This window comes from Pseudomonas sp. GD03903 (genome assembly GCF_029840045.1).
GTDB classification, from domain to species: domain Bacteria; phylum Pseudomonadota; class Gammaproteobacteria; order Pseudomonadales; family Pseudomonadaceae; genus Pseudomonas; species Pseudomonas pseudonitroreducens.
This window is the reverse complement of the sequence record NZ_JAOCBT010000009.1, coordinates 90,501-111,225: the sequence shown is the minus strand read 5'-3', so window position 1 is coordinate 111,225 and position 20,725 is coordinate 90,501. Positions and strand designations below refer to the sequence as shown.

The window sequence follows — 20,725 nt, the reverse complement described above, 5'->3', positions numbered from 1 at the left end:
GTGGTGGCTGTCGAGTGCCTGAGCGCACCGTGATGTTCCCTGCACCGTCAGACGCCGGGCGCTGCGGCAAGCGCGCGGACGGCGACCAGCCACAGTCCGAGCACGGCGAGGAAGTTGATGGTGAAGACCAGCCCGCGCAGGCGCACGTTGCTCGTGAGTATCTGTACCGCGCTGTGCGCCACGCGGCCGGCGATGAACAGCCAGGCGAGCCAGGTTGCCGCGGCGAGGTTCAGCGGGTGCTGGATCAGCAGCAGGCAGGCGACGTAGAAGAACAGCGGCCATTCGAACTGGTTGGACAGGTTGGCGCTGATGCGCGGCTCGATGCCGGCCCAGGGATTGCTTCCGTCCGCCCGCTGGCCGACGCCCCAGATCTTCGGTGCGCGGGCGACGGTCAGCAGCACATAGAGGAAGGCGGCCCACGCCACCTGGGCGGCCATGGGCAGGATGAGCGGGTGCATGGCGGGTGATCCTTCACTGCGGACGCCGGGATGGCTGCTGACTATAGGCGGTGCAGGCGGGTGGTGTCCAAGCCTGCGCCGAGGCGACCAGCGACACGGCTCCAGGGCCGATGGCCGCTGCGTTTGACTTGCACGGGGCTTGCTGCGGTTGGTAGCCTTCCGCATCTGAAAAAACCAGCAGGGCTGGGTATGGCGATCCGGGTTGTCGAAGCACAAGAAGTAGATCAGCAGCGAATTGCCATTCCTGGTTGGGAGCAGCAGTACACGCAGATGTCCGCCGGCCGATTCTCCGGGCGCATCCTGCATGCCGAGGTCGATGGGCTCGAGCTCTACGAGGAGCAGATGAACCTGCGCGTGGAGCAGGAATTCCATGCCCCGCCCGGTGCGCTGGTGTTCAGTTTCGACATGTCCGACAACGCCCTCTACCTTCTCGACGGGGAAACCCGCAACGCTTGGGTCACGCCGGAGAACTACCGCGAGGTGGCGGTGGTGATCAAGGAATCGGCGAACTGGGGCCAGCCGGCCGACGCCTTCGCCGACCTGGTGCTGACGCCGCTGCGCTCTGGCCACTGCCAGTCGGTGGCGACTTCGCTGAGCAACCTGCTGACCGGTGCTTCGACCGGTGACGACCCGATGGATGCGCCGGGTGTGGCGCAGAGTATCGTCGCCAACTGCTTTTCGCTGCTGTGCGAGGCGCCCCTGGATGGCGAGCGCCGCGCGCGCTCCATCGTCCAGGCCAAGCGCGTGGTGCAGCGGGTCAAGGAAGTGGTGAACGACTGTCCCGACGAGCAGTTCGGCATGGCCGACCTTGCCGCCAAGGCGGGCGTTTCACCGCGCACGCTGCAGCAGTCGTTCCTGCATTACGCCGGCATCCCGCCCATCGTCTGGCTGCGCAACCGCCGCCTGAACGCCGCGCGCCGCGACCTGCTGGCCGCCGCCGAGTCCGGCGTGACCGTGGCCGAGGTGGCGATGAAGTGGTCGTTCTGGCACCTGGGACGGTTTTCCCAGTCGTACTTCGCGCTGTTCGGCGAGTATCCGAAGACCACTGCCAGGCTGGGTGGTCGGGCCTGAGGCATAGGCACAGGCCTGGCGTTGGACCGTAGGATGGCGTGGAGCGAAGCGATACCCATCAATCGCGATCGCCGCAGCATGGGTATCGCTGCGCTCCACCCATCCTAAAACCGCTTCGCGATCAGCCGATCAGCTCGCGTACCCGATACCACGCCATGCCCAGCGCCAGCAGCGGCGAGCGCAGCAGCTTGCCGCCGGGGAAGGTCAGGTGCGGCACGGCGCTGAACAGGTCCAGGCCCTTGCTCTCACCCTGGTGGATGGCTTCCGCCAGCAGCTTGGCCGCCCAGTGCGTGACGTTCAGCCCGTGGCCGGAATAGCCCTGGGCGAAGTACACATTCGGATGGCTTTTGAGCCGTCCGACCTGGGGGAAGCGATTGGCGGTAATGCCGATCATGCCGCCCCACTGGTAGTCGAGCTTCACCTGTTGCAACTGCGGGAACACCTTGAGCACCTTCGGCCGCATGTAGGCGCCGATGTCCGCCGGGTCGCGCCCGGAGTAGTGGCAGGCGCCGCCGAACAGCAGGCGACGATCGGCCGTCAGACGGTAGTAGTCGAGCCCCACCTTCTGGTCGCACAGCGCCATGTTCTGCGGGATCAGTTGCGTCGCCAGTTCCTCGGACAGCGGCTCGGTGGCCACCACATAGCTGCCGGCGGGCAGCACCTTGCCGGTCAACTTCGGCTCGAGCTCATCCAGGTGCGCGTTGCAGCCGAGCACCAGGGTGTTCGCCAGCACGCGGCCCTGGGCGCAGTGCACGACGGCCGTGGTGCCATGCTCGATGCGCAGCACCGGGCTCTGCTCGAAGATCTGCGCGCCGAAGGCCTTGGCCGCGCGGGCCTCGCCCTTCACCAGGTCGAGCGGGTGCAGGTGGCCCGAGCCCATGTCGATGTGTCCACCGGCATAGCAGTCGCTGGCGACCACTTCGCGCATGCGCTCGGGCGGCACCAGCCGGGTTTCGTGCGGGTAGTCCGAAGTGCTCAGCGACTCCTGCTCGCGGACCATGGCGGCGTATTGCGCCGGGGTATTGGCCAGCTCGCAGAAGCCCCAGCGCAGGTCGCACTCGATGCCAAGCTCCTGGATGCGTTCGGCGACCAGGGCCACCGAATCCACACCCGCCTGCTCGAGGTAACGAACGCCATCCTCGCCGACGTGCTTGGCGAAGCCGCTGACGTCGTGGCCGATGCCACGGATCAGCTGCCCGCCGTTGCGCCCGCTGGCGCCCCAGCCGATGCGCCGGGCTTCCAGCAGCACCACGGAGTGGCCGCGGCGGGCCAGCTCCAGGGCTGTGTTGACGCCGGTGAAGCCGCCGCCGATCACGCAGACGTCCGCGCGTATCTCTCCGTTGAGGGAGGGATACTGCTGCCGGTCGCGGGCGGTCGCGGCGTAGTAGGACGCGGCGTGCTCCTCGGTGTACTTCATGGGGCTTTCTCGTTTCATTGGTTGAACTTGATCTTGCTCCAGCTGCGGGTCATCAGGCGCATGATCTTGGGCGGCGGCGCCTTGGCGATGTACAGCTTGTCGAGCACGGCCTGGCTCGGGTAGACCTCGGGGTTGTTCTGCATTTCCTCGGGCAGCAGGGTCTTGGCGTCAGCGTTGGCGCTGGGGTAGCCGACGTACTCGCTGATGCCGGCGATCACCTTCGGATCGAGGATGTAGTTGATGAACGCCAGGGCCTGTTCCGGATGGCCGGCATCCGAGGGGATCGCCATCAGGTCGAACCACAGGTTCGCGCCTTCCTTGGGAATGCTGTAGGCGATCTCGATGCCGTTCTTCGCTTCCTTGGCGCGGGCGGCGGCCTGGAACACGTCGCCGGAGTAGCCGAAGGCCACGCAGATGTTGCCGTTGGCCAAGTCCGAGATGTACTTGGACGAGTGGAAGTAGGTGACGTACGGGCGTACCGCCACCAGCTTTGCCTCGGCCTTGGGGTAGTCCGCCGGGTTGGTGCTGTTGGGGTCCAGCCCCAGGTAGTTGAGCACCGAGGGGATCATCTCGTCGGGCGAGTCCATGAAGGCCACGCCGCACGCCTGGAGCTTCTTGATGTTCTCCGGCTCGAACAGCACCGACCAGGAGTCGATCTTGTCGACGCCCAGCACCTGCTTGACCTTGGCGACGTTGTAGCCGATGCCGTTGGTGCCCCACAGGTAGGGCACCGAATGCTTGTTGCCCGGGTCGTTCTGTTCCAGCAGCTTGAGTAGTACCGGGTCCAGGTGCTTCCAGTTCGGCAGCTTGCTGCGGTCCAGTTCGAGGAACACGCCGGCCTGCACCTGGCGGGTCAGGAAGTGGTTGGACGGCACCACCACGTCGTAGCCGGAACGGCCCGCCAGCAGCTTGCCTTCGAGGGTCTCGTTGGAATCGAAGACGTCGTACACCGGTTTGATCCCGGTGGTCTTCTGGAAGCCGGCGAGGGTGTCCGGGGCGATGTAGTCGGTCCAGTTGTAGATGCTGACCGTCGGTTCAGCGTGGGCGCCCATGGCAAAGCTAGCCAGGGCGAAGGGCGCAAGGGTGCGCAGCAGTCTCATGACGACTCCCGAATTGTTGTTGTGAATGGAGTAGTGGGGTTGCTCAGACGCTCAGCAGGAGGAACTCGCGCTCCCAGGAGCTGATCACCCGCTTGAAGTTCTCGTGCTCGGTGCGCTTCACCGCCACGTAGCCCTGCACGAATTTCTCGCCGAGGAATTCCTTCAGTACGGCGCAGTCTTCCATCTGCTGCAGCGCGTCCTCGATGGTGATCGGCAGGCGCAGGTTGCGGCGCTCGTACGCGCGGCCCTGGACAGCAGCGCTGGGGTTGACCTGTTCGATCATGCCCAGGTAGCCGCAGAGCAGGCTGGCGGCCAGCGCCAGGTAGGGGTTGGCGTCGGCGCCCGGCAGGCGGTTTTCCACGCGCATGGCGATCGGCGGGGCCGCGGGGACGCGCAGGCCCACGGTGCGGTTTTCCTCGCCCCATTCGACGTTCACTGGCGCGGAAGTATCCGGCAGGAAGCGGCGGAAGGAGTTCACGTTGGGCGCGAACATCGGCAGTACTTTCGGGATGTACTTCTGCAGGCCGCCGATGTAGTGCAGGAACAGCTGGCTCATGGAGCCGTCTTCGGCGGCGAAGATGTTCTTGCCGGTGGCGATGTCCAGCACGCTCTGGTGGATGTGCATGGCGCTGCCGGGCTCGTCGGTGATCGGCTTGGCCATGAAGGTGGCGCTGACGTCATGCTTGAGCGCGGCTTCGCGCATGGTGCGCTTGAACACGATGATCTGGTCGGCCAGGCTCAGCGCGTCGCCGTGACGGAAGTTGATTTCCATCTGTGCCGGGCCGTCCTCGTGGATCAGCGTATCGAGGTCCAGGCCCTGCAGTTCGCACCAGTCGTAGACGTCCTCGAACAGCGGGTCGAATTCGTTGGCGGCGTCGATGGAGAAGCTCTGGCGGCCGCTTTCCGGGCGGCCCGAGCGGCCCACGGGAGCTTCCAGGGGAAAGTCCGGGTCGCTGCTGCGCTTGGTCAGGTAGAACTCCATCTCCGGCGCCACCACCGGGCTCCAGCCCTTGTCGGCGTAGAGCTTGAGCACGCGCTTCAAGACGTTGCGCGGGGACAGCTCGATGGGGTTGCCGACCTTGTCGAAGGTGTCGTGGATGACCATCGCGGTCGGTTCCAGCGCCCACGGCACGAGGAAGATAGCGTCCGGGTCGGGACGGCAGACCATGTCGATGTCCGCTTCGTCGAGCAGGTCGTAATAGACGTCGTCATCGACGAAATCGCCGGTGACCGTCTGCAGTAGAACACTTTCGGGGAGACGCATGCCCCCCTCGCCGAGGAACTTGTTGGTGGGGGAAATCTTGCCGCGGGCGATGCCGGTGAGATCGCTCACCACGCATTCGACTTCGGTGATTTTCTGTTGCTTCAGCCGTTGCTCCAGTTGCTCGGCGGGGGTGGTCATACAAGCCTCGGATTTGATTTTTTGTAATGGATGCGCGCGCAGCGTCAGGCTGCCAGGCGGGGCTAGTGTCGGCTGGAGCGGGGCCGGCGTTCTATCCACTTTGCGCAAGGCTGCGTGAGTGGGAGGAGGAATGCTGTACTGGCAATCTGAATTGTGCAGATAGTGCTGTAGCGCTCTGGCTCGCGCCTTTGGTGGAAAGAATGGCTACAAACGACGGGCGCGGTAGCAGATAATGCGCGACCACCTCACCCGCCAGCTGATAGGGAAATTCTGCTCGATGAGACGACCGTTGTGTGCCGCTATTTGCGCTTTCGCGCTACTGCCTTCGTTTGCCGATGCCGACGACAGGTCGCTGGAAGATACCTTCGCGGCGTTCTCCCGCTGTGACGCCCAGTTCTTCTCCAGTCTTCAGGCAAATGCCGATGCCTGGAAATCCCTTGCGCCGCTTGGTCATTCGGCCAGCGCTGCATGGATCGCTGTCGGCAACCGCGCGAGCGGTACCGCGAACTCTGTGAATCTGAAGAATTCACCGACCCTCGCTGGCCTGAAGCTGCTGTCCTATTTCGACGAAAGCTCGGACCTGGGGACCCTGGGACGCTACCTGTACTGGGGCTTCATGGTCGACGCCAGCCCCGACAAGGTTGCCCAGCAGCTTTCGCCCCTGATCGCCGACCGCGAGCGTCTGCAACAGGACGGCCCGGCCTACGTACGTAGTGAAGTAAAGGCCGGCGACCGCTGGCTGGCCGTCCGGACACAGTCCGGTAGCGCTCCGGGGACTAACCGCCTGGAGCGGGTGCTTCTGCTCGAGCCGGAAGGCCCGCGAGGTGCGCAGACGCGCGTCAGTTGCTCTCTGCAAGGTGCCATCGACGGTGAGCTGCTGGCAGAGCTGCGTCCCGACATTCCTCCTGCCGAGTATCCCCGGCCGACAGCGCTCACCCCGTTCGACAACGTGGCTGTACCGCAGACGGTACTCAAGAGTCTGGAAACGTCGTTGCTGCAACCGCGCTTCAAGTCCCTGACCTATACATTCCAGTCGCAGAAGGACAACGGCGAACGCATGACTCCGGTCACCGTCCGCTTCGAGGCGAAGGACGGGCTGCTGCGCAAGACCGAGATCTACAGCGACAAGTTCTGGGTCGATCGCCTCACTCAGGCCAACCTGATCCAGTTGAAGTCGAAGATGAACGGCGTCGGTGACGGCCGCGTGCTGTTGACTCAGTCCCTGGAATACAGTCTGCCCCTGGGCTGGATCCTGGGCCGGACGCTGAAGGCGAACCTGGTCATGGAAGAGTTTCCGGCAAAGCCGGGCGATGAACCTAGCGAGTCGGAGCTCAGTTGCAAGATTGGCCAGCGTTTTCCCGCCCGAGACGTCTTCGCATCTCTCGCTGGCGATGCAATCCGGTTGGAGTGCATCCAGGGTAACTATCGGACGACTCGTGCCTTCATCGAGGACCTGGGAGTCGCTCTTGATCTGGAGTCGACCTCGGGCTCGACGCATCAGAAGAATGAAATCGCGTCACTGGAGTTCTCGCGCTGATCGGTGAAGAGAAGTCTCCGATACAGGGTGATCCTGGGCGCATCCGGCGCCCAGGCATTCCCGGTAGAGGTCCAGTCGTCAGACCCCGGACTTGATCCGGCTCCAGTCGCGGGTGATCAGGCGCAGGATCGATGGGCTGGGCGGCAGGCTGACGTACATGCCCTTGACCAGTTGCGCGTCCGGATAGACCGCCGGATTGCTGCGGACTTTCTCATCCATCAGTGCCTTGGCCGGCACGTTGGCGTTGGCGTAGTGCAGGTAGTCGCTGGTCCTGGCGATCACGTCCGGGCGCAGCAGGTAGTTGATGAAGGCGTGGGCGCCTTCGGGGTTGCGTGCGTCCTTGGGGATGGCCAGGTTGTCGAACCAGATGTTGGTGCCTTCCTTCGGTACGCTGTATTCGACGTCCACTGCGCCGCCGGCTTCCTGGGCGCTCTTCTGTGCCTGCAGCACGTCGCCGGAGAAGCCGATGGCGATGCAGACGTTGCCGTTGGCGAGGTCGGCGATGTATTTGGTGGAGCTGAAGTAGGTCACCGAGGGCTTGAGGCTTTCCAGCAGCTTGGTGCCGGCCTCGTAGTCCGCCGGGTTGTTGCTGTTCGGGTCCTTGCCGAGGTAGTGCAAAGCCAGCGGCAGGATCTTCGCCGGCGAGTCGAGGAAGGCCACGCCGCAGCCCTTGAGCTTGGCCAGGTTCTCCGGCTTGAACACCAGGTCCCAGGAGTCCAGCGGTGCGTCGGCGCCCAGCGCGGCCTTGACCTTGGCCGGGTTGTAGCCGATGCCGACGGTGCCCCAGAGATACGGTACGGCGAAGCGGTTGCCCGGGTCGGATTGTGCTACGCGGGCCAGCAGGTCAGGGTCGAGGTTCTTGCGGTTGGGCAGCAGCGCGTCATCCAGCGGGCGGTACACGCCGGCCTTGAGCTGGCGGGCGAGGAAGTCCGCCGAGGGCACCACCACGTCGAAGCCGGAATGCCCGGTGAGCAGCTTGGCTTCCAGCACTTCATCGGATTCGAAGGCGTCGAGCACCACCTTGATCCCGGTTTCCTTCTGGAAGTCCTGCAGCACGGTCGGCCCGATGTAGTCGGCCCAGTTGGCGAAATGCACCTCTTGCGGCGCCGCCAGTGCCGGCAACGCGGCACCGGCCAGCAAGCCGGCCAGACAACCCAAAGCACGCTTGTTCATCTTCACTCCTGGGGCGCCGGCTTGCGCGGCGCCAATGCGATCGGCAGGTGGGAAATGGGCACTGTTCTATTGTTCTCGGCCCTGGCCGAAAACTAGGCGTGGCGGGGTTTTTCGTCGTTCTTCCGTGCACGGGCGGAATCGGCGATGCTGCTGCGGACCCGCGGCACTGTGCAGCGCGATACTCGCGCCCTACGCTGCGGGCCTGGGCGGAGGGAAAACCATGAATGAAGAAACCGAGCGCACCCGCGAAGTGGTCACGCGCTACCACCAGTGCTGGATGAACCGCGACGTCGACGGCGTGCTGGCGATGTTCCATCCGCAGGTGCAGTACTGCGACTTCTACAATGACCTGGAAATTCCCGCCAGCGAGTTGCCCGGCTACATCCGCACGGCCATGCCGCGAAGCCCGCAACATCACATCGAGCATATCGACCAGATTCGTGCCGACGGTGACACCGCGTTCATCCAGTACCGCTCGCGCCTGACGCTGCGGCGCAGCAGCCGGCTGGCGTCGTTCCGCGCCAGCGAGGCGATCACCGTGCGCGACGGGCTGATCTGGCGTGTCCACGAATATGCCACGCCGGTGCGCGAACAGCGCGAGGAGGGCGTCAAGGACCAGCGCCGCCTGGGCCTGAACTCCGCCCAGGTGGGCAAGATGCTGCTGGATATCGAGTCGTACTTCGGCAGCGCCCATCCCTATCTCGATCCGGAGATGGACCTGGAGCGCCTGGCGCGGGCCACCGGCTACACGCGCAACCAGATCTCCTATCTGCTCAACCAGGTGCTCGGGCAGAGTTTCTACCGCTACCTGAACCAGGCGCGTATCGGCCACCTGCTGGAGCGCCTGCGCGAGGAACCGGCGGCACGCATCGACGAACTGGCGTTCGCGGTGGGCTTCAATTCGCTGTCGGTGTTCTACCGCTGCTTCCGCGAGCACACCGGGCAGCCGCCGCGTGCGTACCTGGCGGCCATGCAGGGGGGAAGAGACCCGGCCTGACGCAGGCGCCAGGCCGGGCTCGCTCAGAGGACCGCGTCGAGCAGCCGGTACCAGGCGATACCGACGCCGAGATAGAGGCGTTGCAGACCGTGGAAGGGGATCGGCCGTACCGGCGTGACCGGGAAGGGGAAGTCCTTCTCGCGATCCAGCAGGCGCTCGGCCAGGTGCCGGCCCAGGGCGGAAGCCATGGCGATGCCGCGGCCGTTGTAGCCCAGCAGGATGCTCAGGTTCGGCGCCGGTTCGTGCAGCCGCGGCATGAAGTCCGGCGTCAGCGCCACGCGGCCACTCCACTGGTACTCGAACTCGACCTCGGCCAGTTGCGGGAACAGCCCCAGCAGCGAACGCTTCAGATGCAGCCAGTCACCGGGCGAGCGCGGCTCGGCGAACGGCCCGCGGCCACCCAGCAATAGCCGGCCGCGGGCATCCTGCTTGAAGTACAGCAGCAGGCGACGGGCATCCGAGCAGACCTCGCCACCCGGCAGCACGCTGCGCCGCAGGTGCTCCGGCAAGGGTCTGGTGGCGACGATGAAGCTGTTGGCGGCGATCACCGTCTGCCGCAGCTTCGGCCACAGGTCGTCGGTGTAGCCGTTGGTGGCGAGGACAACGCGCTCGGCAGTCACGCTGTGCCCGGTGGACGCAGTGAGCTGCCAGCCGTTGCCGTGGCGGCGCAGGTCGGTCACCCGGCTGTGCCCGTGGATCGCGGCGCCTTCGCTCAGCGCAGCGCGGGCCAGGCCGCGCACGTAGCTCAGCGGTTGCACGCTGCCGGCGCGCGGGTCGACCCAGGCGCCGAGGTAGTCGTTGCTGCCGATGCGCTGGGCGACGCTGCTCTTGTCGAGCATTTCCACCGGCACGCCGCGCTGGCGCCACTGTTCGGCGCGCTTCTCGATGGCGCGCAGGGCGGCCGGTGAGGCGGCCGGTTGAATCCAGCCCTTGCGGGTGGCTTCGCAGTCGATGTCGTAGCGGCGGATCAGCTCGAAGACTTCATCGGCAGCGCCCCCGGCAACGTCGATCAGGCGCTCGGCCTGCGCGCCGCCGAACATCCGGCGCAGATCGTCGGGATCATGCTTGAGGCCGGGAATCACCTGCCCGCCGTTGCGCCCGGAAGCGCCCCAGCCAGGCTCGCCGGCGTCCAGCACGCAGACGCGCACGCCACTGCGGGCCAGGTGCAGGGCGGTGACCAGCCCGGTGTAGCCGGCGCCGACGATGGCGACGTCGACCTGTTTGTCTTCAGCCAGCGCCGGGGTTGCCGGGCCGGCGTTCGCGGTGGCTGCCCAGAGCGAGGGCGGTAGCGCCAGGGGCTGGGCGTTCATGCCTGGCCTCCATCGGTGTTGAGCAGGCGGCGGAGGAATTCCTGGGTGCGCGGCTGGCTGGGTGCGCCAAGCACGTCCTTGGCCGCGCCTTCCTCGACGATGCGCCCGCCATAGAGGAAGCACACCTTGTCCGCCACTTCGCGGGCGAAGCCCATCTCGTGGGTCACCACCACCATGGTCATGCCTTCGTCGGCGAGCTTGCGCATCACCGCCAGGACTTCACCGACCAGCTCCGGGTCCAGCGCCGAGGTCGGCTCGTCAAAGAGGATTGCCTTGGGCCGCATGGCCAGAGCGCGGGCGATGGCCACGCGCTGCTGCTGGCCGCCGGAGAGTTCGTCCGGGTAGGCGTCCATGCGATGGCTCAGGCCGACCTTTTCCAGCAGCGCGCGGGCGTGCTCGCGGGCTGCTTCCGGGCGCTCCTTCTTCACGTACACCGGGCCTTCCATGACGTTCTGCAGCGCGGTGCGGTGGGGGAACAGGTTGAAGCGCTGGAACACCATCGCCACCTGGGTGCGGATCTCGTGGATGGAGTTGGCGTGGCGGTCGACACGCTCCTGGCCGACCAGGATGTCGCCGCCCTCGTAGGTCTCCAGGCCGTTGATGCAGCGCAACAGGGTGGACTTGCCCGAGCCGGATGGGCCGATCAGGCACACCACCTGGCCGCTCTCCACGGACAGGTCGATGCCTTCGAGGACACGGGTGCTGCCGTAGCTTTTGTGCAGCGACTGGATGCGGATCATGCTTTCTTCCTCGTGGCGATGCGCGCTTCGAGACGGCGCAGGGCATACGACAGCGGCAGGCTCAGGGCCAGGTAGAGCAGGGCCACCAGGGTGTAGACGGTCATGTTCTCGAAGGTCGAGGAGGCGATCAGCTGGCCGGCGCGGGTCATCTCGGCAACGGTGATGGTGGACACCAGCGAGGAGTCCTTGAGCATCATCACCAGGGTGTTGCCGTAGGGCGGCAGGGCGATGCGGAAGGCCTGCGGCAGCACCACCCGGCGCATGATCATCGGGCCGCGCATGCCGAGGGATTCGGCGGCTTCGATCTGCCCCTGCTGGATGGCCTGGATGCCGGCGCGGAAGTTCTCCGCCTGGTACGCCGAGTAGGCGATGCCCAGGCCGATGATGCCGGCCTGCATGGCGCTGAGCTGCACGCCGAAGTCCGGCAGCACGAAGTAGATGTAGAACAGCTGCACGATGATCGGCAGGCCGCGGATCACGTTGACCACGGAGATGCCGAACAGCGCGACGGCGCGAATCTTCGACACCATCATCAGGGCGAAGGCCAGGCCGATGAGGGAGCTGAGCAGGAACGACGCAATCGTGACCTGCACGGTGACCACCGCGCCACTCAGGAGAATGGGCAGGAAGTCCAGAGCATTCTGGAGAAACATGGGAAGTGTCCGTGAGCGGAAATCAGAGAGCGCCCGTGGCCGGGCGCAGGGAGCGCGGAAGGGTGGCGAGGCTCAGTCGAGGTGCCACTTGCCGATGATGCCGGCCAGCGTGCCGTCGGCCTTGATGCTGGCGATGCCCTTGTTCACCTGGGCGAGCAGAGCCGGGTCGCCCCGGCGCAGGATCAGGCAGACTTCGCCCTTGATCTGCGGCTGGTAGCTGTCCACCAGGCGCACTTTTTTCAGCGTGCCCTTGGCCATCTGGTAGGCGAGGATCGGGTGGTCGCCGAAGCCGGCCTTGATGCGCCCCAGGGCCAGGTCGCGGGTGAGGTCGGCGAGGGAGTCGTAGCCGCGCACTTCCTTGAAGATGCCGCGCTGGTTGAGCTTGTCGATGAAGATGGTGCCGACCTGGGCGCCAACGATCTCGCCCTTGAAGTCATCCATGCTGGTGTAGGCCTTGTCGTCGTCGGCGCGTACCACCAGGCCCTCGCCGTACTCGAACACCGGGTCGGAGTACTGCACCACTTTCTCCCGCTCGGGCGTGCGCAGCATGGCGGCGGAGATCAGGTCGATCTTCTTCGCGGTGAGCGAGGGGATCAGGGCGGCGAAGGTGGTCTGGGCGATTTCCACGTCGAAGCCGCCGGCCTTGGCCACGGCCTGGGCGGAGTCGACCATCATGCCCTGGATGCTGTTGGTCTTGACGTCGAGGAAGGTGAAGGGAACGCCGGTGGCGGTGGCGCCGACTTTCAGAGGTTCGGCCTGGGCGGCAAGGGATGCGGCGCAGCTGGCGACGAGCGCGAGGGCGCAGGAAAACACGCGGAGGCGAGGATGCATGGATGAACTCCCATTTGACGCGGTTTGTTGTCTTTATGCGTTATGGATAGCCTCGAGTATCGGCAGGAGGCGTTGGCTGCAATATAAATGATTTACAAGAATCGTAAAGAGATTTATAAATATCGCATATCGATATTCATGGCCTTATAAGGCCTGTTCTTCCCAAGGACGAGACATGAGCGACAACGAAAACAGCCTGTTCAACCAGTCGCTGGAAAAGGGCCTGGCGGTGTTGCGTGCCTTCAATGCACGCAATCGCACCATGAACCTGGCCGAGGTAGCCGAGGCGGCCGACATCACCAAGAGTTCCGCGCAGCGGATGATCCATACCCTCGAGGCGCTGGGCTACGTCAGCAAGCATCCGCAGACCAAGCGCTTCCAGCTGACTCCGCAGGTGATGGAGATCGGCTACAACTACCTCGCCGCCGATACCCTGGTGGATGTCGCCAACCCCTTCCTCGCGGAATTGGCACAGACCACCGGCGAGACCACCAACCTCACCGAGCCGGTGCGCACCGACATGCTCTATGTGGCGCGGTTCGTCGGGCCGAAATTCATCCCGATCCACCTGCCCATCGGCAGCCGCATTCCCATGTACTGCACCGCCTCCGGGCGCGCCTTCCTCAGTGCGCTGAGCGATGATGAAGTGCTGGAGTTGCTGCAGGGCAGCGACCTCTCCAGCCACACCCAGTACACCCGCACTTCGCTGGAGGAAATCCTCGCCGAGATCGCCGAGATTCGCCGCAAGGGCTATGCGATCAACAGCGAGGAGCTGTTCCTGGGCGACATGGCGGTGGCCGCTCCGGTGCGCAACAGCCAGGGGCGCCCGGTGGCTTCGGTGCACGTGGTGGCGCCCACCAGCCGCTGGACCCGCGAAGATGCCGAACGGCGCCTGGCGCCGGCGGCCATCGAGTGCGCGCGGGCGATCAGCACCTCGATCAGGACGCTTTGACGCAAGGTTCCGGCATGCGCGCTCCGGCATGCCCTCAGGGTTGCACCTGCAGGCCCGAGGGTTCGTCATCCAGCAGCCTGTGCAGATGCGCCAGCGCCTGCTCGAAGTCGAAGCCTTCGATGGCCGCGGCCACGTCCTCCAGTTGCGCGGCCCTGGGCGAAGCCCGGTAGAAGACCCGCAGGCGGCCGACAAGGTCACCGGCGCTGGTATCGCTTTGCGCCAGCGCGTCCTGCAATTGCCGGAGCAGGGCGGCTGCCTCGGCGTCGCTCATGGCGGGCTGCGCAATGGCTGGCGGTTGCGCTGCGAGATGTTCCGCGAGCCCGGCCAGGACGACTTCCAGCTCGGCCTGCAGGTCGAGCAGCAGGCGCGCGATCAGTGTCTGCGAAGCCTGCGCCTGGCACGCGTCTTCCAGCGCGGCCGCCGCCCGGGCCAGGGCCTGGGCGCCGATATTGCCGGCGGCGCCGCGCAGGGTATGGGCGGCGCGGCGTTGCGCTTGCGGGTCGCTACCCGGGTCCAGCGCGCGGAACTCGCCGGCGAAATCCGCATAGCTCGTGTGGAAGCGCCGCAACAGCCGTTCATACAGCGCGGTCTTGCCGGCACAGGTGGCGAGTCCGGCCTGGCTATCGATGCCGGGCAGGTCGAACGGGCCGTCTGCGCGGGCGATGGCCACCGCGGCACTGGCGGCCGTTTCGCGGGGGCGCGGCTTTATCCAGCGCGAGAGGGTCAGGAACATCGCTGCCGGGTCGATGGGCTTGGCGATGTGGTCGTTCATGCCGGCGGCCAGCGCCAGTTCGCGGTCGCCGGCCATGTTGTTGGCGGTCATGGCGATGATCGGCAACTGCGCCAGCTGCGGACGCAGGCGTAATGCACGGGTGGCCGCATAGCCGTCGAGTACGGGCATCTGGCAGTCCATCAGCACGCCATCGAAGCGTTGGTCGACGGCCAGCCGGTCCAGCGCTTCCTGGCCGTTGCAGGCCAGCACGATGTCGATGCCGGCGTCACCCAGCAGCTCCAGCGCCAGTTCCTGGTTCAGCTCATTGTCCTCCACCAGCAGCACGCGGCTGCCGGCCAGGCCGGCCATGGCATCGTCTGCGGCGCTCTGGCGTTCGCGGCTGCGCGGTTCGACGGGGCTCTGCCCGCCCAGGGCGATATTGATCGACTCCAGCAGCGTGGAGGGGGTCACCGGCTTGGTCAGTACGGTGCCCAGTTCGACACCACGCTCCTGCGCGGCATCCAGGGCTTCTTCGCGGCCGAACGCGGTGACCATGATCACCGCCGGGATATTCTCGCAGTGGCCATCGTGCAGCCGCGCGACCACCTCGATGCCATCCATCCCCGGCATCTGCCAGTCGACCAGCACCAGTTGGTACGACAGCTGCCGCAGTTCGGCCTCGCGGATCCATTCGAGCGCCTCGCTGCCATTGCGCGCGACGTCGACTTCCAGGCCGTAGCTCAAGGCCATGCCCGAGAGAATCTCCCGAGCCGAGGCGTTGTCGTCGACTACCAGGGCCCGTACACCGAGCATTTCGCTCGCCTGCAGCATGCGCCGGGGCGCCGCGCCTGGCGGGATGCCGAAGTGCGCGTGGAAGTGGAACACCGAGCCTTTGCCCGGCTCGCTGTCCACCCAGATCTTTCCGCCCATGAGCTCCACCAGGCTCCTGGAGATCGACAGCCCCAGCCCGGTGCCGCCATAGCGGCGTGAGGTGGACGAATCGGCCTGGATGAAGGACTGGAACATGCGCCCGCATTGCTCGGCGGTCATGCCGATGCCGGTGTCGCGCAGCCAGAAGTGCAGGTCCGCCTCCTGTGGGCCAAGCACCAGTGGCTCGATGCCAAGGACGATTTCCCCGCGCTCGGTGAACTTCACGGCGTTGTTGCCCAGGTTCAGCAGGACCTGTCCCAGCCGCAGCGGATCGCCGATCAGCGAGGTCGGCAATTCCTGGCTCAGCTGGAAGAGCAGCTCCAGGGACTTCTCCTCGGCCTTGAAGCCGACCAGCCCGGAGAATTGCTCGAGCACGTCTTCCAGGCGGAACTCGACGCGCTCCACGTGCATCATCCCGGCCTCGATCTTGGAGAAGTCGAGGATGTCGTTGATGATTCCCAGCAGCCCTTCGGCGGAGCGGTGGACCTTCTGCACGTAGTTGTGCTGCCGGGCATCCAGCCCGCTCTTCAGCGCCAGGCTGCTCATGCCGATGATGACGTTCATCGGTGTGCGGATTTCGTGGCTCATGTTGGCCAGGAACTCGCTCTTGGCCCGCGTCGCTTCCTCCGCCAGCTCCTTGGCGCGGCGCATCTGCTGTTCGGCCTGCTTGCGCTGGGTGATGTCGTACAACCAGCCGAGCACGGCGAATTCGCCCAGGTGATGGATGGGCAGGAACGTAGCGAAGATGTCGCGTTCCTTGCCGTCGCGGTCGCGCAAGCGCATTTCCCGTTCGACCATCCGTTCGCCGGCATGCATGGCGCTCCACACCACCTCGCGGTCGGCCGGTTCGACGTAGAGCCCGGACGTGGCATCGCCGACCGTGAGACCGAAGGTCTCGATGAAGGCCGGGTTGGCCAGGTGCAGGTGATCCTGGGTCGAAATGGCGACGCTGACCGGGCTGCAATCGAGGATGTACTGCAGGCGTTGCTCGCTTTCCTGCAGAGCCTGGGACTGCTGCTCCATCAGCTCGGCCTGGGTGAGGGTTTCCGCCAGCAGCTGCTCGGTACGTGAGCTGCGTTCGCGGATTTCCAGGTTCATGGCGAGCAGCGGGAGCAGTTCGTCGAGCAGCGTTCGCCGGCTATGCGCGAGCGCCTCCGGGCTTTCCAGGGCCAGCACGCCGACCAGGCGTTCACCGTGGATCAGCGGCAACACGTCGACAAACAGCGCCGGGGCGTAGTCGTCCTGAAAGCGCTGGGCGGGCTGCTGCAAATGAATCGGCTCACGCTGTTTCGCACACTGGCCGACCAGGTCCTGGCCCACGCCCAGGCGCCGCGGCTGGTCAGCGGGCGCCGCGTAGCTGCCCAACAGCAGCAGTTCAGCGTTGTGCTCCTCGTGGACATACAGGGTCGCGCGGCGCAAACCCAGCAATGGTGCCAGTGTGTCGAGGGTGCGATCGCCCAGCTGGTTCGAGCCGGCAACCGATTGCATTGCCGTGCTGAGGGCCGCGACCTGGGTCTTCACCCAGCGCTGGTCGGCCATCTGCCGGGCTTCGGACTGCAGCGCAGTGATCGCCCGCGCCATCTCGCCAATTTCGTTGGGGTAGTCCTGGAAGGGCACCTCCACGTCCAGCTGGCCCTTGCTCAGTGCATCGACCGAGTGCCGCAGGCTTTCCGCCGGGCGGCGAATCGACAGGCTGATGAGGACCCCGAAGAGGAATCCGCCGCCGACGCACAGCGCGAGCAACCAGAAGGTCAGCTCGACGCTGCGCAGGAAGTGCTCGGAGGCGCGATTGACTTCCAGGTCCGCACCCGCGCGCTTGATCTGCGCCACTTCGGACAGGGCCTGGTTGGCGACCTCGCCGGGGCGCTGCAACTGGGTGGAGGAGAGCAGGGCGATGGCGGCGATGTCCGATGAGCGGCCCGCGCTGGCGGGTTGGTCGTTGAGCTGCAGGACCCGGTCGACCTGTCCCTGGTACTCCTCGTAGGCGACCTCGAAGCGGGTCAGTTCCTGCTGGGCATTGGAGCGATAGATGAGCGGACGCGACTGTTCGACTTCCTCGCGCAGGGTCGCCTTGGCCTCCTTGAGCTGCTCCAGCGCCTGCGCCCTGGCGCCCGCGTCCGCGGCGAGCACCGCCTGGCGGACGCTCCGGCCCATGCCCGCGAGGGCCACGCGGGCGGCATCGATATGCGAGAGGCCGAGCATCTCCTTCTCGTAGATCTGGGTGATCCGCTGGTTCTGCTCGCGCTGCACGTACAGGCTGTAAAGGCCAATGGACAGGGCAAACAGGAGGATGCCGCCAAACCCGATCACCAGCCGGGTTCCCAGCTTCAACTGCTGTAGAAAACCGAGGGGATTCACCATCGGGCCGCCTCCTGGCGGGTCTGTCCTGGAGCGATGAACAGCACGGGTTGCTCAACCAGGCGTGCCGACCTCGGCAGAAAGGGCGGTGTGGTCGCCGAAGCGCTCGGCGATGTGGCGGAACTCGTCCTGCAGCGCGACGAAGGCATCCACCACGTCGGGATCGAAATGCTGCCCGCGCTGGCCGCGGATGTAGTCGACGGCGGCCTCGTGCGGCATGGCGTTCTTGTAGATGCGTCGGCTGATCAGCGCGTCGTAGACGTCGGCCACCGCCATCAGCCGCGCCGACAGCGGGATCGCATCGCCGGCGAGGCCCTGGGGATAGCCTGAACCGTCCCATTTCTCGTGATGGCCGTAGGCGATCTGCTTGGCCAGGCGCAGGAAGGGCACGTCCATGCCGAGGCGCTCCTCGGCCTTCGCCAGGGCTTCGAGCCCCAGCGTGGTGTGCTGCTTCATGATCTCGAACTCTTCGCTGGTCAGTCGGCCCGGCTTGAGCAGGATGTGGTCCGGGATGCCGACCTTGCCGATGTCGTGCAGCGGCGCCGACTTGAACAGCAGGTGACGGGTCTCGTCGTCCAGTTCGGCAACGAAGCGCGGGTGCTGCCGCAGGTGCTCGGCCAATGCGCTGACGTAATGCTGGGTGCGCCGGATGTGGTTGCCGGTCTCGTTGTCACGGGTCTCCGCCAGGGAGGCCATGGCCAGGATGGTCACATCCTGGATTGCCGCCACTTCGCGGGTTCGCCGCTGCACTTCCTGCTCGAGGAATTCGTTCTGGTCGCGCAGGAAGTCGGCGGCGGCCTTGATGCGCAACTGGTTGTCCACGCGCATCAGCACGGTCGGTGGATTGATCGGCTTGGTCAGGTAGTCCACCGCGCCGAGTTCGAGGCCGCGTATTTCATTATCGGCGGTGCCCTGCGCGGTGATGAAAATGACCGGGATGCCGCTCGTTCGCGGGTCCTCGCGCAACCGCCGGCAGACCTCGAAGCCATTCATGCCGGGCATCATCACATCCAGCAGGATGATGTCCGGCGGCTCGTCGGAGTGGGCGATCTGCAAGGCCTTCTCGCCGGTGCGGGCGGCCTTGACGCGATACAGCAACTTGAGCAGCTCCGAGAGGAGCGTCAGGTTCTCGGGAGCATCGTCGACGATCAGGACTGTCGGACGAACAACGGGACCAGGCTCATTCATTGACCATCCTCCGCCGAAAGGGGCGCGCCAGAGCAATTCCTTCCTGCGCGCGGAAATCAGTATAGACCGCGCCGTTCAAGCCTCTCGCCCAGGGAGAGAGGCCGGCGACAGCCTCAACCGTTGTGTTCCACTTCGACGAAGTGCCGCGTGCCGGCCTCGACGTCGTAGATGTGGTAGTTGTTCATCATCCGCCCGTAGAGGTGAAGGCTCACGGCGCGCGGACGGTCGGCAGGGACGCCAGTGACATGGATATGGTCGGGGTTGGGGACGAAGCTGGTCACGGCTCCCGGTGGCAGCAGGATCATGCCGCCCTTGACCAGTTCGATGCCCTCGTCGCGGTTGCGGTCGGCGGACAGGCAGACATAGCTGCGCTCCTCCAGCACGCCTTCGACTATGCCCACCACGCCCCAGCTTCCGTGGTCGTGCACTGGCGTCCACTGGCCCGGCGACCACACCAGGGCATAGAGCGACAGGTTGTCGTCAGGCGCCTGGTAGACCAGGTTGCGCGCGTAGTGGCTCGGGTCGCTCTGGTAGTGGTGCGCCTCGAGGAAGTCGCCGGCATGCGCCAGCAGTTCCATCATGAAGGGCGCCAGCGAGGCGACACACTGGCAAGGTTCGGATTCCTGTCGGCTGAGCTGCGTGGCGTGGTCGATGAAGCGGGAAAGGCTGGCGTTGGGCATGAGCGGTGCGCTCCGGAGGGCTTTCGCGACACAACGACCAATCACTCTAGCCGCTTTTGCCAAGCCTGCGCGGCGCCGCAGGACGGATAGTTCGGCACGGGTCATCGGCCATTTCGGCGGATGACGCCGAGTGCGTCACTCGCCCTCGGCGTCCTTCGGCGTGCGCCGCAGCAGGTAGGTGTCCATGATCCAGCCGTTGGCCTCGCGGGCTTCGCGGCGGGTGCGCTGGATGTCTTCAGCAACCTCGGCGAGCCTGCCGCTGCGCAGGATTTCGTCCGCTGTACCGACATAGGCGCCCCAGTAGATTTCCAGCTGCGGGTCATCCAGCTGGCGGTAGGCGTCCTCGGCGTCGAGCATCACCACGACGCTTTCGGCGTTATCCGGAAAGCCTTCTGCCAGGCGCCGACCGGTGGTGATGTGCACCGATTGGCCAATGGCGTTGAGCGGCACCTTGTGGCGCGCGGCCAGGGCCTGGACGCTGGTGATGCCGGGGATCACCTGGTAGTCGAAGCTGACGCGGCCCTCGCGCTGGATGGCGTCGAGGATGCGCAGGGTGCTGTCGTACAGCGATGGGTCGCCCCAGACGAGGAAGGCACCGCACTGGCCGTCTTGCAGTTCAGCGGCGATCAGGCGTTCGAATACCTGCTGCTTGGCCTGGTTCAGGTCGCGCACCTGGCCAGCGTAATCGCCTTCACGCACGCGTTCCGGACTGTCGGCTTCGACGATGCGGTAATCGGAGCGGGAGACATAGCGCTGGAGGATGTCGCGGCGCAACTGGATCAGCTTGTCCTTGCTCGCGCCTTTGTCCATCAGGAAGAACACATCCGCGCGGTTCATCGCGTTGATGGCCTGGACGGTGAGGTACTCGGGATCGCCCGCGCCGATGCCGATGATGAGCAGCTGCTTCATGTAGGGCCTGCATGCCGTGGATCGAAGGGCTTCAAGACTACGCCTGTCCGGCGACATGCTCATCTGCCGGATCGACGCGCTGTTGCGGGTGTTTGCCGATGGTCCGCTGCGGGGCGAGGCCGATCGCGGACGGAGTCCGCTCCTACGCGCGAATTCGGAGTCGCAGGAGCGGACTTTGTCCGCGTTGTTTCAACGTCGCAGCAACGTAGGGCGCATAACCCGGCACGGGTTATCCGCCGTGGCGGATAACGCCTGGGGCGTTATGCGCCCTACGGGGCTGGATAGTCCGTCGCTGCGTATCCCCCCT

Annotated in this window: 17 protein-coding genes; 4 read left to right on the top strand and 13 right to left on the bottom strand. The window is 65.6% G+C overall.

Translation table 11 applies throughout. The annotated features are described in order from the left end of the window. Positions 1 to 47: 47 nt before the first annotated feature. Complete coding sequence (locus tag N5C91_RS16250; protein WP_236201072.1) at positions 48 to 458, bottom strand: MAPEG family protein; 411 nt, start codon at positions 456 to 458, stop codon at positions 48 to 50. A gap of 270 nt (positions 459 to 728) precedes the next feature. On the opposite strand from N5C91_RS16250, the gene N5C91_RS16245 reads away from it, so the two are divergent. Continuing rightward, a complete protein-coding gene (locus N5C91_RS16245; protein ID WP_236174136.1) occupies positions 729 to 1,529 on the top strand; it encodes a helix-turn-helix domain-containing protein in 801 nt (266 codons plus the stop codon). Positions 1,530 to 1,650: 121 nt separating this feature from the next. Here N5C91_RS16245 and N5C91_RS16240 read toward each other — a convergent pair whose 3' ends face one another. From N5C91_RS16240 to N5C91_RS16230, 3 genes are read right to left on the bottom strand one after another with little or no spacing between them, the layout of a single operon-like run. Beyond that, positions 1,651 to 2,946: an FAD-binding oxidoreductase gene (locus N5C91_RS16240; RefSeq protein WP_279830507.1), complete on the bottom strand. Its 1,296-nt coding sequence runs from the start codon at positions 2,944 to 2,946 to the stop codon at positions 1,651 to 1,653. A 14-nt stretch (positions 2,947 to 2,960) separates the two neighbouring features. Then, positions 2,961 to 4,046 (bottom strand): polyamine ABC transporter substrate-binding protein, encoded by a 1,086-nt coding sequence (locus N5C91_RS16235; RefSeq protein ID WP_279830505.1) that lies wholly within the window; start codon positions 4,044 to 4,046, stop codon positions 2,961 to 2,963. Positions 4,047 to 4,089: 43 nt separating this feature from the next. Next, a complete protein-coding gene (locus N5C91_RS16230) occupies positions 4,090 to 5,448 on the bottom strand; it encodes a glutamine synthetase family protein (protein ID WP_054907104.1) in 1,359 nt (452 codons plus the stop codon). A gap of 232 nt (positions 5,449 to 5,680) precedes the next feature. Here N5C91_RS16230 and N5C91_RS16225 point away from each other — a divergent pair, with 232 nt between their 5' ends. Further along, on the top strand, positions 5,681 to 6,985 hold the full coding sequence (locus tag N5C91_RS16225) for a hypothetical protein (RefSeq protein WP_279830501.1): 1,305 nt from the start codon (positions 5,681 to 5,683) through the stop codon (positions 6,983 to 6,985). A gap of 78 nt (positions 6,986 to 7,063) precedes the next feature. On the opposite strand, the gene N5C91_RS16220 is transcribed toward N5C91_RS16225, so the two are convergent. Continuing rightward, positions 7,064 to 8,158 (bottom strand): polyamine ABC transporter substrate-binding protein, encoded by a 1,095-nt coding sequence (locus N5C91_RS16220; RefSeq protein ID WP_279830499.1) that lies wholly within the window; start codon positions 8,156 to 8,158, stop codon positions 7,064 to 7,066. Positions 8,159 to 8,378: 220 nt separating this feature from the next. Here N5C91_RS16220 and N5C91_RS16215 point away from each other — a divergent pair, with 220 nt between their 5' ends. Continuing rightward, on the top strand, positions 8,379 to 9,155 hold the full coding sequence (locus N5C91_RS16215) for a nuclear transport factor 2 family protein (RefSeq protein ID WP_279830497.1): 777 nt from the start codon (positions 8,379 to 8,381) through the stop codon (positions 9,153 to 9,155). Positions 9,156 to 9,178: 23 nt separating this feature from the next. Here N5C91_RS16215 and N5C91_RS16210 read toward each other — a convergent pair whose 3' ends face one another. The 4 genes from N5C91_RS16210 to N5C91_RS16195 form a co-directional block, all read right to left on the bottom strand. Next, positions 9,179 to 10,465 carry an FAD-binding oxidoreductase gene (locus tag N5C91_RS16210; protein WP_279830495.1) on the bottom strand — a complete coding sequence of 429 codons (1,287 nt, stop codon included), beginning with the start codon at positions 10,463 to 10,465 and terminating at the stop codon, positions 9,179 to 9,181. Continuing rightward, the gene (locus N5C91_RS16205; RefSeq protein WP_045214550.1) at positions 10,462 to 11,205 is read right to left on the bottom strand and encodes an amino acid ABC transporter ATP-binding protein; all 744 of its coding nucleotides are present in this window, start codon (positions 11,203 to 11,205) and stop codon (positions 10,462 to 10,464) included. The genes N5C91_RS16210 and N5C91_RS16205 overlap by 4 nt, the downstream gene beginning before the upstream one ends. Then, the gene (locus tag N5C91_RS16200; RefSeq protein WP_038803618.1) at positions 11,202 to 11,858 is read right to left on the bottom strand and encodes an amino acid ABC transporter permease; all 657 of its coding nucleotides are present in this window, start codon (positions 11,856 to 11,858) and stop codon (positions 11,202 to 11,204) included. The genes N5C91_RS16205 and N5C91_RS16200 overlap by 4 nt, the downstream gene beginning before the upstream one ends. 72 nt (positions 11,859 to 11,930) lie before the next feature. Beyond that, entirely contained in the window at positions 11,931 to 12,689 is a 759-nt protein-coding gene (locus tag N5C91_RS16195) for an ABC transporter substrate-binding protein (protein WP_279830489.1), read from the bottom strand. A gap of 175 nt (positions 12,690 to 12,864) precedes the next feature. Between N5C91_RS16195 and N5C91_RS16190 the strand changes: the two genes are divergently transcribed. Continuing rightward, entirely contained in the window at positions 12,865 to 13,641 is a 777-nt protein-coding gene (locus N5C91_RS16190) for an IclR family transcriptional regulator (RefSeq protein WP_236174126.1), read from the top strand. Positions 13,642 to 13,675: 34 nt separating this feature from the next. Here N5C91_RS16190 and N5C91_RS16185 read toward each other — a convergent pair whose 3' ends face one another. From N5C91_RS16185 to cobF, 4 genes are all read right to left on the bottom strand, one after another. Continuing rightward, positions 13,676 to 17,644: a response regulator gene (locus N5C91_RS16185; protein WP_279830487.1), complete on the bottom strand. Its 3,969-nt coding sequence runs from the start codon at positions 17,642 to 17,644 to the stop codon at positions 13,676 to 13,678. Positions 17,645 to 17,695: 51 nt separating this feature from the next. Continuing rightward, the gene (locus N5C91_RS16180; RefSeq protein WP_236174124.1) at positions 17,696 to 18,829 is read right to left on the bottom strand and encodes a two-component system response regulator; all 1,134 of its coding nucleotides are present in this window, start codon (positions 18,827 to 18,829) and stop codon (positions 17,696 to 17,698) included. 113 nt (positions 18,830 to 18,942) lie between these two features. After that, positions 18,943 to 19,509: a cysteine dioxygenase family protein gene (locus tag N5C91_RS16175; protein ID WP_236174123.1), complete on the bottom strand. Its 567-nt coding sequence runs from the start codon at positions 19,507 to 19,509 to the stop codon at positions 18,943 to 18,945. Positions 19,510 to 19,644: 135 nt separating this feature from the next. Then, the gene (gene cobF / locus N5C91_RS16170) at positions 19,645 to 20,418 is read right to left on the bottom strand and encodes a precorrin-6A synthase (deacetylating) (protein WP_279830485.1); all 774 of its coding nucleotides are present in this window, start codon (positions 20,416 to 20,418) and stop codon (positions 19,645 to 19,647) included. Positions 20,419 to 20,725: the final 307 nt, after the last annotated feature.

What these genes read in the sequence shown, in the direction of transcription:
- N5C91_RS16250 (WP_236201072.1), bottom strand. Translation starts at nt 458, where the DNA reads ATGCACCCGCTCATCCTGCCCATGGCCGCCCAGGTGGCGTGGGCCGCC.
- N5C91_RS16245 (WP_236174136.1), top strand. Translation starts at nt 729, where the DNA reads ATGTCCGCCGGCCGATTCTCCGGGCGCATCCTGCATGCCGAGGTCGAT.
- N5C91_RS16240 (WP_279830507.1), bottom strand. Translation starts at nt 2,946, where the DNA reads ATGAAGTACACCGAGGAGCACGCCGCGTCCTACTACGCCGCGACCGCC.
- N5C91_RS16235 (WP_279830505.1), bottom strand. Translation starts at nt 4,046, where the DNA reads ATGAGACTGCTGCGCACCCTTGCGCCCTTCGCCCTGGCTAGCTTTGCC.
- N5C91_RS16230 (WP_054907104.1), bottom strand. Translation starts at nt 5,448, where the DNA reads ATGACCACCCCCGCCGAGCAACTGGAGCAACGGCTGAAGCAACAGAAA.
- N5C91_RS16225 (WP_279830501.1), top strand. Translation starts at nt 5,681, where the DNA reads ATGCGCGACCACCTCACCCGCCAGCTGATAGGGAAATTCTGCTCGATG.
- N5C91_RS16220 (WP_279830499.1), bottom strand. Translation starts at nt 8,158, where the DNA reads ATGAACAAGCGTGCTTTGGGTTGTCTGGCCGGCTTGCTGGCCGGTGCC.
- N5C91_RS16215 (WP_279830497.1), top strand. Translation starts at nt 8,379, where the DNA reads ATGAATGAAGAAACCGAGCGCACCCGCGAAGTGGTCACGCGCTACCAC.
- N5C91_RS16210 (WP_279830495.1), bottom strand. Translation starts at nt 10,465, where the DNA reads ATGAACGCCCAGCCCCTGGCGCTACCGCCCTCGCTCTGGGCAGCCACC.
- N5C91_RS16205 (WP_045214550.1), bottom strand. Translation starts at nt 11,205, where the DNA reads ATGATCCGCATCCAGTCGCTGCACAAAAGCTACGGCAGCACCCGTGTC.
- N5C91_RS16200 (WP_038803618.1), bottom strand. Translation starts at nt 11,858, where the DNA reads ATGTTTCTCCAGAATGCTCTGGACTTCCTGCCCATTCTCCTGAGTGGC.
- N5C91_RS16195 (WP_279830489.1), bottom strand. Translation starts at nt 12,689, where the DNA reads ATGCATCCTCGCCTCCGCGTGTTTTCCTGCGCCCTCGCGCTCGTCGCC.
- N5C91_RS16190 (WP_236174126.1), top strand. Translation starts at nt 12,865, where the DNA reads ATGAGCGACAACGAAAACAGCCTGTTCAACCAGTCGCTGGAAAAGGGC.
- N5C91_RS16185 (WP_279830487.1), bottom strand. Translation starts at nt 17,644, where the DNA reads ATGGTGAATCCCCTCGGTTTTCTACAGCAGTTGAAGCTGGGAACCCGG.
- N5C91_RS16180 (WP_236174124.1), bottom strand. Translation starts at nt 18,829, where the DNA reads ATGAATGAGCCTGGTCCCGTTGTTCGTCCGACAGTCCTGATCGTCGAC.
- N5C91_RS16175 (WP_236174123.1), bottom strand. Translation starts at nt 19,509, where the DNA reads ATGCCCAACGCCAGCCTTTCCCGCTTCATCGACCACGCCACGCAGCTC.
- cobF (WP_279830485.1), bottom strand. Translation starts at nt 20,418, where the DNA reads ATGAAGCAGCTGCTCATCATCGGCATCGGCGCGGGCGATCCCGAGTAC.